The organism is Enterococcus raffinosus, from assembly GCF_019175485.1.
Taxonomy (GTDB): Bacteria; Bacillota; Bacilli; order Lactobacillales; family Enterococcaceae; genus Enterococcus_A; species Enterococcus_A raffinosus.
This window is the reverse complement of the sequence record NZ_CP072889.1, coordinates 186,228-199,383: the sequence shown is the minus strand read 5'-3', so window position 1 is coordinate 199,383 and position 13,156 is coordinate 186,228. Positions and strand designations below refer to the sequence as shown.

The following is a 13,156-nucleotide window of genomic DNA, read 5'->3' as shown; positions in this document are numbered from 1 at the left end:
AAATGAGGAGGAGATAAACGTGAAAAAAAGCCTATTTGGTAGTTTGCGTTTTTTGATTTTAAGTCTAATTATTTTTGGCGGTGTCTATACTGTAGCTGTTACTGGTGTAGGGCAGCTATTCTTTTCAAATCAAGCTAATGGGAGTCAGGTAAAGGTAGAAAAACGTGTCGTCGGCTCATCATTGATTGGTCAAGAATTCAAACAGAAGAAATATTTCTCAGGACGAAGTGAAAAAATTAGCCAGCTTTCACCTGTTTCAAGCGAACAAAAGCAATTGGTTGAACAGCGAACCGAGATTGAATTGGCAAAGAATCCATCAGAAAAAAAAGTGCCTAATGACCTCGTTACTGCCTCTGCGAGCGGTGTTGATCCAGATATAAGTTTAGCCGCGGCCAAATTTCAAGTCGCTAGAATTTCTGAAGAGCGTGGGCTTTCTCAAGAAAAAATTTATGAATTAATTGATGATCATCGTCAAAAAGATTGGTTTTCTGATCGAAGTTATGTGAATGTTTTGCAGTTGAACCTCGCATTAGATAAACTAGAAGCATAATCAGTGAGAATTCTCTAGCTGTTTTTAGCAGCTAGAGAATTATTATGTATAAAAAAGGGGGTGTGGTGATGGAAAACAAAGAAGAGAAACAATTAGGTGATGGTCGACGTGGCAGGCTCCGAGTGTTTTTTGGTTTTGCAGCGGGGGTCGGAAAAACATACGGAATGCTGGCAGAAGCTCATGAATTGCAGTTAATGGGAAAAAATGTAGTGATTGGTTACATTGAACCGCATGATCGTCCGGATACCAATCGCTTGCTAGAAGGCTTGCCTCAAATTCCTCCCAAGAAGATCGCCTACAAACAAATGATCTTAACAGAGCCAGATATTGATCAAATCATCAAACAAAGACCAGAGATAGTTTTGATCGATGAGTTGGCCCACACTAATGCCGAAGGTTCTCGAAATCGAAAAAGGTACCAGGATGTAGATGAATTATTGAAGGCTGGAATCAACGTGTTTACTACTGTCAATGTTCAACATATTGAAAGCTTGAATGACATTGTTGAAGAAGTGACAGGTATCGAAGTCAAAGAGACAGTTCCCGATACCTTTTTACAACAAGCAACGATTAAGGTCATTGACGTTGAGCCAGATGAACTGATTGAGCGATTGGAGCAGGGAAAAATCTATGCGAATGAGAATGCAAGACGAGCGTTACAGAATTTCTTTATCCCACAAAAGCTCGATCAGCTTCGGGGATTGGCGATTCAACGAGCTTCAGACCATATCAATCGAATAAGTGGAAAAACAATCGGGATTCAAAGTAAACTGTTGGCAGTCGTGAATGACACCTTTCCTAAAATGACTGAAAAGTGCATACGCTGGACTGCCAGGTTGGCTCAAGGTTTAGGGGCTGAGTGGACAGTCATTCAAATTCGTACACAGGAAAATACGCCGACGAATATTCCTTTAGCCGAAAAGTTAGGCGCCGAGATGATCAGTATTGAGGAGGATGACAGCTTTGAAACCATTGTGGAATTTGCCAAAATGATTGGTGTTACTGACATCATCATGGGGAAAAATCTTCGTCAGCCGTGGTATGAAAAAATCTTCGTCGAAGCATTTGATGATCGATTGTTAAAACGATTAAATGATACCGAGCTTCACCTGATTCCATTCAGCGAAGAGAAGCAATCCTTGTTTTTCAAGACGCGAAAAGTAATCGAAGGAGGCGGAAAAGATTTAGCCATTGCGGTTGGCGGCGTATTTCTGGCCACAATCATCACAGAACTGATGCAATACATTCATGTTGGTGATCAAAACTTGATGCTGATGTATATCTTTTTTATTTTATTAGTTGCCCGAACGACCTCTGGCTATTTTTGGAGCGCCCTTTCTTCCATATTAAGTGTTCTATCCTTTAACTGGTTTTTTGTTGAACCATTATATTCATTAACCGTATACAAACAAGGCTACCCTATCACGTTACTGATTATGTTAGTGGTAGCGCTGATGATCAGTAATCTGATGGTTCGCTTGAAGAAGCAAGCAGATAGTTCTATGGAGAAAGAACATCAGATGGAAATTCTCTATGAATTGAACAAACAATATGTTTTAGCAGAAAGCCGCAAACAGATTCTCGATATCTCGGCCACCTATTTGTCAAGATTGCTAGAACGAGAAGTCATTATTTTTGATCGAAAGGGAACAGTAGAATGTGTTCATTGCGTTGCTGATAAAGCCTCTGTATTAAATAAAAAAGAGGAGGCAGCCGTTGCTTTTTGGTCAGCAAAAAATCAAAAAGAAGCAGGGAATGGGACAGATACTCTGGTAGGCGCTAAAGGATTTTACCTACCGATCGTCGCCAGCGGAAAAACATTGGCAGTATTAGGAATTGAACGACGGGCTAATCTGGAACTAGAAAATGATCAGCTCAATTATTTAAAGCTTGTATTGACTCAGATTGCGGTTATTTTAGAACAAACCGAACTGAAAGAAGAAAAAGAAAAAGTTGAACGAGAAAATGAACGAGAAAAGGTTCGCAGCAATCTCTTACGAGCAGTGTCTCATGATTTAAGGACACCTTTAACAGTCATTTCAGGAATTGCCGAAACCTTAGGTGCTGCTGAAGACTTAAAAGAAGAAACACGTCAGAAATTATTGAAGGATATTCAGGATGAATCACAATGGTTAATTCGAATGGTAGAAAATCTTCTTTCCATCACTCGAATCAATATGGATACTATGAAGGTGACAAAAACAGCCGAACCTGTCGAAGAAATTATTGAAGCGGTGTACAAGCATTTGAAGAAAGTCTATCCAGAGGGAGAAGTGACTATTCAATTGCCACAAGAGGTGGTATTCATTCAAGCTGATCCTATTTTGATTGAACAAGCATTGTTTAATTTAGTAGAGAATGCCTTCCGTCATGGGGAAAAAAATCACCCCGTTAAGCTGACAGTTCACCATGAGCAGGATGGCACTGTTTTCGAAATAGAAAATTATGGTGAAATACCGATGAAACAATTTCAACGAATTCAGTCCAATCTATCTAGTACCAACGAAGTTCCTGTAGATTCAAAAAATGGTTTAGGTATCGGTTTGAGTATTGTTAAAACAATAATCCACGCCCACAATGGAAGAATGGAAATGACCGTTGGTGAAGGCCGAACACTTGTAAGAATTTATTTGAAGTGAGGGAAAGTAAATGAAGCAATCCATATTATTAATTGAAGATGATCCAAATATCACGGATTTTATGGAAGTTGTTTTAGGTCAAGAGCGGTATCAATTGACAATCGCGCGAACAGGCATGGAGGCTTTAACTGCTTTCCAAACCACAACGATTGATCTGGTACTACTAGATTTAGGACTACCTGATATTGATGGTATTGATTTATTGAAAATTCTACGCAAACGCATGCACCTGCCAATTCTCATTATCTCTGCTAGAAATAATGAAGAAGAAAAAGTAATGGCGTTGGATTTAGGGGCCGATGATTATGTCACAAAGCCCTTTGGAACGAATGAATTGCTGGCTAGAATTCGGACAGCCCTGCGTCATCAAAACGTTCATCCAGAAAATTTGTCCATAGTAGAAAATAATGCATTGAAAATTGATTTTGATAAACAATTGGTCTATAAGGATGGAAGGGAAATTCACTTAACTAAAAATGAGTATCGCATTCTTGCTTTGATGTTTCGTGAATTAGGCAAAGTCGTCACCTATCAAACACTGATTACCGAGGTTTGGGGACCTTATAGCAATGATTCTCAAACTTTACGAGTAAATATGTCTAATATCAGAAAAAAAATTGAGACGGATACACTTAAGCCAGAATACTTAATTACTGAGATTGGAGTAGGGTATCGTCTCCGTGATCATCGCACAGACGATGAAGAATAGAAAATACTTTTCACGAAGTCCTTGCTATGCAAGGGCTTTTTATAATGGAATTTCCGGACAAAAATCACTTTTATTAGAAAAGAAACAGCGGATTTGAATAGACTATCTAAGTGTCTCAAGTTTTAGTAGACTAGAATAAATGGAGGTGCAACAATTGTTTATTTTTTTTAGTTTATTAATAGGAGCAATCGTCTTATTTTTAATCTTCAAACGCTTGATAGAACAGTCGAAGAATCCTACTGGTATTTTGGGTATGTGGATGATGAACATATGGAATCGGGCGTATTTGCCCATGGTCAAGTGGACATTTAAGTATATAACGGTTTATCCCCCAAAAAATGTATTAGATATTGGAATCGGGAATGGAGCCTCAACAAATCTCATTCGCAAACATTTTCCAACTAGTACGATTTATGGGATTGATTGTTCGAGCACTGCTGTAAAAGAAGCCCGAAAAAGAAATAGGGATGATGTAATCATTAAACAAGAAAAAATTGAAGAGACTGATCTTCCAACAAATTTTTTTGAATTGGTATTTGCTTTCCAAACGCATTTTCATTGGGAAAAATTGGATCAATCCTTTTCTGAAATAAAAAGAATCTTAGCACAAGAAGGAGAACTATGGATTGCTTGTGAGCAAACAAAAGTAAACTATTTTCTGCCAAATTTAGTAGAAGAGGAGTATCTTCGAGCTTACCTAAACGATTTAGGTCTAGAACTTGTTGACATTTATCAGACGACACCGTGGGTTTGTTACCGAATAATGAACTATACAAGTCAATAATTTAAAGCGCTTAATTATAATTATTATTGATTGATTACAATAGATCAACGATGTTAATGATTATCTTTCTCATTTAGGTGTTTCTGTTTTCAATTAGGATCTCCAAGTGCTATTCTCATATTGAAGATAAATGGAGGCGTTCGTATGAGTAATGTAAAGAAATTTTTGTTAACTGTAATGATCGGGATTGTAGCATTAATTTTAGAATTTGGTTTTCATCAAAATCAGCTGGCTTTTTGGTTAATTGCGATTGTTGGTGGTGTAATGACCATTTCTATGCTGATTGGAATGATCGAAACGCTTCGCTCTGGAAAATATGGAGTGGATATTTTGGCGATCACTGCCATTGTTGCTACGTTACTAGTGGGTGAATATTGGGCCAGCTTAATGGTTTTGATCATGTTGACTGGCGGAGATAGCTTAGAGGATTATGCTAGTCATCAAGCTAGTCGTGAATTACGTTCTCTTTTGGATAATTCTCCTCAAACGGCTCATCGAATCGACGGAGAGAGAATAAGCGATTTATCTGTTGAAGAAGTGCAAGTAGGGGACATCATCTTAGTCAAACCAGGGGAAGTGGTTCCAGTTGATGGTCGTGTGCTTTCAGGAGAATCTTTTGTTGATGAATCTTCATTAACAGGTGAATCCAAGCCAATAGAGAAGAAAATCAACGACGAGTTAATGTCAGGCTCTATTAATGGGGATGCTGCGTTGCGCTTTAAAGTAACAAAGGCAGCGAAGGACAGCCAATATCAGACACTGGTAAAACTAGTCAAAGAATCTGAGGCAAAACCAGCTCATTTTGTTCGCTTAGCGGATCGTTATGCTGTTCCTTTTACAATTATTGCCTATGTTATTGGCGGAGTTGCTTGGTTTGTATCAAAAGACCCTGTTCGTTTTGCAGAAGTCTTGGTCGTTGCTTCTCCATGTCCATTGATTTTAGCAGCACCGGTAGCACTAGTAGCGGGCATGAGTCGTTCAAGTCGTAATGGGATTGTCGTGAAAACAGGAACGACCATTGAAAAACTGGCACGAGCAAAAAGTATTGCGTTTGATAAAACGGGTACACTAACAGAAGGTAGATTATCTGTAGAAAAAATCAAAACAGTCACAGCCGAGGTTTCTCCAGAAGAATTGATGATCTATGCCGCGAGTGGCGAACAAGACTCTAGTCATATCTTAGCGAGATCGTTAGTTGCCTATGCAAAAGAAAACCATCTGTCTTTATTTCCAGTAACAAATTTGGAAGAAGTAACTGGTCAGGGAATCCAAGCTAAAGTTAACGGAAAAGAACTTCGTGTAGGAAAAGCTGTGTTCGCAGCCGCACCTGTAGAATTAAGCAATGAACAAACGGCAGTTTATGTTTCTATAAATAATATCTATGCGGGATACATCACCTTCACTGATATTGTGCGTGAAGAATCTGCTGAAACGATCACCTCATTGAACAGATTAGGTATTGAGAAAACCATTATGCTAACTGGGGATCATCAATCAATTGCAAATAAGATAGCTAGCGAGGTTGGCATTTCTGAAGTTCATGCGGAATGTTTGCCAGAAGAGAAAATCAATGTATTAAGAACGTTAAGTGGAGCTGAACGACCAAGTATCATGGTAGGTGACGGCGTCAATGATGCGCCAGCGTTAGCGATCGCTGATATTGGAATTGCGATGGGGGCACATGGTTCGACTGCTGCTAGTGAAAGTGCCGACGCAGTAATCTTAAAAGATGATTTAACTCGTGTCTCTGAAGCTGTTAGACTCTCACAAGATACGATGCGAATTGCTCGTCAATCTGTGTTGATCGGTATCGTGATTTGTGTGGTATTAATGCTGATTGCAAGCACAGGTGTAATACCCGCATTACTTGGTGCAGCATTGCAGGAAGTTATTGATACTGTTTCCATTTTATCTGCTCTGCGGGCACGAAAGGATCATTAAAAACAGCTCATCAATAAAAATCCGACCAACTATGCATAGGTGTAGTTGGTCGGATTTTACTCGTTTTTTAATAGCAATGTCCTGCGTTTCTTCCGCGTTGTCCACCAGAGCCTGAGCCATCACGCAACCCATGGTGGGAACCTGCTTGCCCTGAGTTGTTTGGTTGATCACTTGCTTGTGAGGGTGAAGTACTCGGCTGAGCTTGAGCGAGCGTACTCTCATTTGCTTGTTGCTGAACACTCGATGCATTACCTGTATAATTCGTTCCAGTGCTCTGCTGAGTATTATTTACAACCGTGTTTTGTTGTCCATATTGGTTTCCCGTACCATCCTGAGGCTGAACACCATAATTTGTCGTTTCTGATGCTGGAGTGGTGCTTGAGTCGGGAGTTGTCTGTATTTGCTTTTCTTCATAGTAAGGACAATCTGGGACTCTTGGCCCATCTGCTCTCCCTAATCCTGTACCATGCTGCTTTCCGTTACCGAGACGCGCACCAGAGCCGTCCTGAGGTCGAGCTGCTGTCTGATTAGTAGCGGCAGTATCTTGATTTAATTGATTAAGAATACGATCTTGACGTAGGGGACAATCAACCTGAGGCGCTTTATAAATGTTGTTAATCGTACAATATCGCAGCTCTTGGATCCCTTGTCTAGAAGTAGCAGCTCCATCGGCCTCTATACTAGTTAAACCGATTAGACCTACAAAAAGAAAAGCTGTAAGAACCTTTTTATTAATTTTGATCATGAGTGATCTCCTCCTTTCGACTATAGTATGGAAGGAAAATGTGTCAAAAGTATGGCAATTAATAAGAAGGTAGAACAATTTTTATTGTAAACTGTTGCGAATTAGACTCAGCAGTAATTTGTCCCTCATGTCGTCTAATCACTTGCTTGGCAATTGCGAGACCAAGCCCCGTTCCATGCTGATAGTTTTGTGGCTGCCGATGAAATGAATCAAATAGCTGATCTGTGTTTTCTAGTGGTGTGATAAGTTCATTAGAGAAGGTCAAGGTTATTTGAGAATCCTTATTTAAAACGGAAACTTCGATCAATGAGTTTGAAGGAGAATACTTAGTTGCGTTATCCAAAAGAATCTTGATTACCTGAGTAATACGCATATAATCACCAAGTATCAAACAAGGTTGATCTATCTGATTCGTTTTCTTTATCACTTGTCCTTTTTCCTTAAAGGCCAATCGATAGCTTCTCAAAGCGTCATCAAGGCAGTCTAAAGGATTAACCGCTTCCTTTTGAATTTGAAATTCTGTTGATTGTAATCGGCTTAATTCCAACAAGTCAGTTACGAGTCGTTCTAAATTGGCGCTTTCCTTTAGTAGCTGCGCTAGATATTCTTGCTTCTCGTTCGTGCTTAAGTATCCGTCGTTAATTGCTTCTAGAGAACTTTTTATCACCATTACAGGTGTGCGCAGCTCATGAGAAATTTGAGAAAGAAAGTCTTTTTCAGATTGTTCTTTACGATCACGTGCCGATTTGGCTTCTGCTAATCTTCGGCTTAACAAAGTCAGTTGATCAGCAAGTTCTTGCAATTCATCTTTTGATTGAATTGACAAGGATTCCCCATAATTTTCATTTGCTAGCTTATCAGTATAAACCCGCATAGATTCAATCGGCTTGACAAAGCGCTTAGACAGACGCCATGCTAGGAAAATTGCAACAATAACAGATCCAAGCAAACTTAAAAGCAAGATCAAATATCCAGAAATTTGATTCTTGTGAATGGCATCAACCTGCGAGTGCATTAGAACAATCCCTTGGACAGAACCACCAGATAGAATAGGGGTCGCAATCGTTAATTCCTGTAACTGAAAAAGCTTTCTCTTTTTTGAAACCTGCATTTTTTTTTGATTAAAAGCAGCACGTACTAGCGATTTCGCTTCAGTTGGAGGCGTGGTTTGATTAGTGGAATCTTCATGGTGATAGGAAATAATTGTGTTCATATTCGTATCAACTACCCATACATCTTCCCCGGCAATTTGATTAAGAAATCTCAAGAACGCACCATAGCCGCCCATGCCAGCTCCTTGTCCATTGCCCTCTCCTTGACTTTGATGAGTGGTAGATTGAAAGTAGCCTGAGAGCGTCTCGCTGATCAGTTCGCTGCGGTGAGTCATTTCCTCCTGATGCATATCTTCGGTTTGCTTTGCGAAAAGAATGCCAAAAAAGAAGGCAATCATAAGCGCAAAAACCAATAGCAACGCTGCAAATTGTTTAATTAGTCGAACGGTAATCTTCTTCATGAGGAAACCTCAATTCGATAGCCTTCACCCCAAACAGTTTCAATTTGACAATCCTCAACACCCGCTTTTTTCAATTTTGCACGAAGTCGTTTAATATGACTGTCGACGGTGCGACTATCCCCGTAATAGTCATACCCCCAAACGGTATCTAATAAATTATCACGGGTAAAAACTTTATGGGGATATTTTGCGAAAAGGAGAAGCAACTCAAATTCTTTTTTGGTCAGCTTAATTTCGTTATCATGAATCAATGCCTGTCGGCTTTCTATTAGTAAACGCATTGAGCCTAAGAGAATTTGTTTTTCTACTATTCCTTTTTCAAAATCGATTCGTCGCATAATCGCTTTGATTCGATAAAGAACTTCTTTTGCAGAAAAGGGCTTAATAATATAATCATCTGCGCCAATTTCTAAACCTAAGATACGATCTGCATCCTCTGATTTTGCGGTGATCATGATGATAGGGACGGTTGATTTCTTGCGAATCTGCTGACAAATTTCAAACCCGTTCACATGTGGCAGCATAATATCTAAAAGAATAAAATCAATAGCATGACTGTCGAAATAGGGGAGAGCATCTTTCCCATCATATACGACGAAGATTTCATATCCTTCTTCGTTTAAAAAACGGCTCAACACTTTGACGATTTGTTCATTGTCTTCAATAATTAGAATTCTCACGATTGCCTCCTTGAATGGTATTCATATTTAGTCATAAGAAAAAATGGATGATAGCTCATAAATAGTAAGAGACTTTATCACAAAAGAAAGTCTAAGGGTTTTATAATTTTACTGATCAGATCCAACAGCTTTTGTTTCGTTGGATGGACGATACGATGTTTAAGTTCACTTTTTTTATAAGTGGTTAAATTTTTGACCTGCAAACTTTCAGATTGATACTCCTGCATGATTTTTTCTAACTGATCATGAAAACCTGGGCTATCAATAAAGATCATATTCTCGCTGCTTAAAAAAGCGGAACGAGAGTCTAGATTGAATGAACCCACTGCACCAATCGTCTGATTTAACAAAATAGCTTTATGATGAAGAGAACCATCGCCCTGATATTCCCAAATGTCCATCTGCTTATTTAACTGCTCCTTTTGATGTAAATAACCAGCATAAGCAAATAAATTAGGTGAGGTCGCTGCAGAATTGGTAATCAAGGTCAAATCTTTAGGAAGCGGTTTCTTTCCGAACTGCTTCATTTTATCAGAAATGATTACATACGGGCTTTGAATGGTCGCTTTCTCAGATTCTTCTACATAACGAACAAGCTGCTTCCAGAGCAACGGTTTTTTGACTAATGTGCCGACAGGATTATGAAGTAACAACCCTGCGTTGATCCTATGAAAATCCAAGGTTGAAAGAATTTCTTGTCGCAATATTTTTTCGTGACGATTGTTCGCCTTTCTAATTTCATTTGTCAGGTTGTTCAAGGCTCTTCCAGTAAAAGGACGTGACGAATGAGAACGATCATAGTTATAGCGAGAAGTCCAAAGCTTGTTGAAGTATTTTCTTCCTTGAGCAATCAAAGAATTTTTTGATGAAGGACCATCCTTTTTAATAATTAGGTCATAGTCATAGGTCGCTTCGTAATCTTCGGATTTTAACATGAAACGATTGCCTATATTTTTTCCAGAGGATAGAAAATAATTATCATCCGCTAAAATTAGCTTATCGTGTAATACATTATTGATTTCCCAAGGCTTTAAAAGATTTAAACCACCCATGGTTTTTACTTCAATATTTTTTTCATCACGAAATATTTCAAAAGGGATTCTACTGGTGATACTCATCTCAGTGGCTAGACCGTTTAAAAGCAGTTTGATTTTAACACCGCGTTTTGCGGCCTCTAAAAGTTTTCCTACGAAGATTAGCCCACTATCATCATCAGAAATCGCATATTGCGATATATATAAGGTACTCTGTGCACTATCTATGAGCTGACAACGCAATGCCAAAGCTTGATCAAGCTTTGCCGTAACACAGACTGATTCATTTTGAATTTTTTTTGCGTAGAGGGCTTTTAAGGGTTCGGTCTCATCCTTTTCAGCTTCTTTAGCTACAGAATTTATTTGATGAAGATTATAAATACATACGCAAAGACCAAAATAAATGAAATAGATGAATAAAAAGATAATTATTTTTTTGAACAAAGAAAAGAACTTCATACTATGATCCCCCATTCGTATCCTCAGTCTCTATATAAACAGTTTATCATATAAAAACTAAGAGGGAATAATCTTGAAAAATCAATGTAAGCAAAATAAGACAGTCTTTCGGTCTAATTGAGCAATAATTTACAATCTAAATTTTTTGAAAGCGTTTTTCGTTATGATACACTGATTTTGTAAGTTTGAAATATAAAACATTTCGCTTTTTTAGAAGGGGATGGTGACATCAGAGTTCATCTATAAATTCATTTTATTTGGAGGTGTAAATTCATGTTTTCTTTTCAAGAGCGATCGAAAATGATTCAAAATTTAAGCGATCAAACATTTGATCTGGTAATCATTGGTGGCGGAATCACTGGAGCAGGTGTTGCTTTGCAAGCAGCAGCTTCTGGACTATCCGTCGCATTAGTAGAGATGCAGGACTTTGCAGAAGGAACATCTTCTCGTTCGACAAAACTCGTGCACGGAGGATTGCGTTATCTTAAAACCTTTGATGTCGAGGTAGTGGCGGATACGGTAAGTGAACGTGCAATTATTCAAGGAGTGGCACCGCATATTCCGAAAGCGGATCCAATGATTTTACCAATCTATGATGAACCGGGGTCTACCTTTAATTTATTTTCTGTAAAAGTAGCGATGGACCTTTATGATCACTTAGCAGGAATCACTGGCGGCAAGTACGCCAACTATATGTTGAGTAAAGAAGAAATTTTAAAAAGAGAACCACAGCTTGAGTCGAATGGCTTATTAGGAGGCGGCGTTTATTTAGATTATCGGAATAATGATGCTCGCTTAGTTATTGAGAACATCAAACGTGCCGTTGAGGATGGAGCAATTGCTGTTAGTCGATTAAAGGTCGAGGATATACTCCACGATGAACAAGGAAAAGTTTCTGGTGTGAAGGCGAACGATCTACTGAGCAATCAAGCCATCACCATCAACAGTAAGCTAGTAATCAATACTGCTGGGCCATGGTCAGATTTTGTAAATCAGTTAGATAAGGAAATTGATCATAAGCCGCATATGCGACCAACAAAGGGTGTGCATTTAGTTGTAGACGGTGAAAAACTCAAAGTGCCTCAACCAACTTATTTTGATACAGGGGAAAATGATGGTCGGATGGTTTTTGTAATTCCTAGAGAAAGCAAAACTTATTTTGGAACTACAGATACGGATTACCAAGGCGATTTCAATCATCCAACAGTAGAGCAAGAAGATGTCGATTATTTGTTAAAAATTGTCAATCGGCGCTACCCTGAGGCAAACTTAACCATTGAAGATATCGAGGCGTCGTGGGCAGGACTCCGGCCTTTAATTAGTGACGCTGGCGGTGATTATAATGGAACGGTGAAGGAAAAAATCAGCGATGAGAATTTTGAAAAAATCATCCGAGCGGCGGAAGATTATACTAACGGAAAACAGTCTCGTCCGGAAGTAGAAAAAACGATTACAGATGCCGCCAAAGAAGAACCAAAAGACAATCCTTCAGCCGTCTCTCGCGGCAGCGACTTGACCATCGCCAAAGATGGACTATTGATTTTATCTGGCGGGAAGTTGACGGATTATCGATTGATGGCTACTGGAGCAATGAAAAAAATTATTTCACTTTTGGCAGACGATGCTTTTCAATTAGTTGATTCTGAAAAGTATCCAGTTTCTGGTGGCGAAATCGATCCGAAAAATGTGGATGAAGAGCTGGAAAATATTGCGAAAAAGGGTGCGGGTATCGGCTTGAATGCTGAAGAAGCTAAGTTTTTGGCTGAGCTTTATGGGTCAAATACAGAAAAAGTGTTTGCACTGAAGGATGAAGGAACCTTTGACGGTCTTTCATTGGCAGAGTCAATGTCCTTGCGTTATGCAATGGAAGCGGAGATGACACTGACACCGGTCGATTACTTATTGCGTCGAACAAACTATATGCTGTTCATCAGTCATCGATTGATGGAAATCAAGGATGCTGTTGTTGAAGCTATGGCGGACTATTTCGAATGGTCATCGGCAACAAAAGAGGCCTACCAAGCAGAATTGGAGCAGCAAATCAAGGAAACTCAATTAACGGATTTAAAAAAGCACTAAATATTATATAAAAAGGAGTGGGA

Annotated in this window: 10 protein-coding genes; 6 read left to right on the top strand and 4 right to left on the bottom strand. The window is 39.0% G+C overall.

Features of this window, described 5'->3' with window-relative positions:
* Window positions 1–19: 19 nt before the first annotated feature.
* From J9537_RS15660 to J9537_RS15640, 5 genes are all read left to right on the top strand, one after another.
* The gene (locus tag J9537_RS15660) at window positions 20–550 is read left to right on the top strand and encodes a potassium-transporting ATPase subunit C (protein ID WP_070509451.1); all 531 of its coding nucleotides are present in this window, start codon (window positions 20–22) and stop codon (window positions 548–550) included.
* A 68-nt stretch (window positions 551–618) separates the two neighbouring features.
* Complete coding sequence (locus J9537_RS15655; RefSeq protein WP_070509450.1) at window positions 619–3,189, top strand: sensor histidine kinase; 2,571 nt, start codon at window positions 619–621, stop codon at window positions 3,187–3,189.
* A gap of 10 nt (window positions 3,190–3,199) precedes the next feature.
* Window positions 3,200–3,898 carry a response regulator transcription factor gene (locus J9537_RS15650; RefSeq protein WP_070509449.1) on the top strand — a complete coding sequence of 233 codons (699 nt, stop codon included), beginning with the start codon at window positions 3,200–3,202 and terminating at the stop codon, window positions 3,896–3,898.
* 154 nt (window positions 3,899–4,052) lie between these two features.
* Entirely contained in the window at window positions 4,053–4,682 is a 630-nt protein-coding gene (locus J9537_RS15645) for a class I SAM-dependent methyltransferase (protein ID WP_245001349.1), read from the top strand.
* Window positions 4,683–4,826: 144 nt separating this feature from the next.
* The gene (locus tag J9537_RS15640) at window positions 4,827–6,623 is read left to right on the top strand and encodes a heavy metal translocating P-type ATPase (protein WP_070509447.1); all 1,797 of its coding nucleotides are present in this window, start codon (window positions 4,827–4,829) and stop codon (window positions 6,621–6,623) included.
* A 67-nt stretch (window positions 6,624–6,690) separates the two neighbouring features.
* Here J9537_RS15640 and J9537_RS15635 read toward each other — a convergent pair whose 3' ends face one another.
* The 4 genes from J9537_RS15635 to J9537_RS15620 form a co-directional block, all read right to left on the bottom strand.
* Window positions 6,691–7,368, bottom strand: coding sequence for a hypothetical protein (locus tag J9537_RS15635; protein ID WP_070537694.1), 678 nt, complete (start codon window positions 7,366–7,368; stop codon window positions 6,691–6,693).
* Window positions 7,369–7,426: 58 nt separating this feature from the next.
* Complete coding sequence (locus tag J9537_RS15630; RefSeq protein WP_070509445.1) at window positions 7,427–8,881, bottom strand: sensor histidine kinase; 1,455 nt, start codon at window positions 8,879–8,881, stop codon at window positions 7,427–7,429.
* Window positions 8,878–9,561, bottom strand: coding sequence for a response regulator transcription factor (locus J9537_RS15625; protein ID WP_070509444.1), 684 nt, complete (start codon window positions 9,559–9,561; stop codon window positions 8,878–8,880). The genes J9537_RS15630 and J9537_RS15625 overlap by 4 nt, the downstream gene beginning before the upstream one ends.
* Window positions 9,562–9,638: 77 nt before the next feature.
* Window positions 9,639–11,054 (bottom strand): phospholipase D-like domain-containing protein, encoded by a 1,416-nt coding sequence (locus tag J9537_RS15620; protein WP_245001348.1) that lies wholly within the window; start codon window positions 11,052–11,054, stop codon window positions 9,639–9,641.
* 273 nt (window positions 11,055–11,327) lie between these two features.
* Between J9537_RS15620 and glpO the strand changes: the two genes are divergently transcribed.
* Window positions 11,328–13,133: a type 1 glycerol-3-phosphate oxidase gene (glpO, locus tag J9537_RS15615; RefSeq protein WP_218257653.1), complete on the top strand. Its 1,806-nt coding sequence runs from the start codon at window positions 11,328–11,330 to the stop codon at window positions 13,131–13,133.
* The last annotated feature ends 23 nt before the right edge of the window (window positions 13,134–13,156 follow it).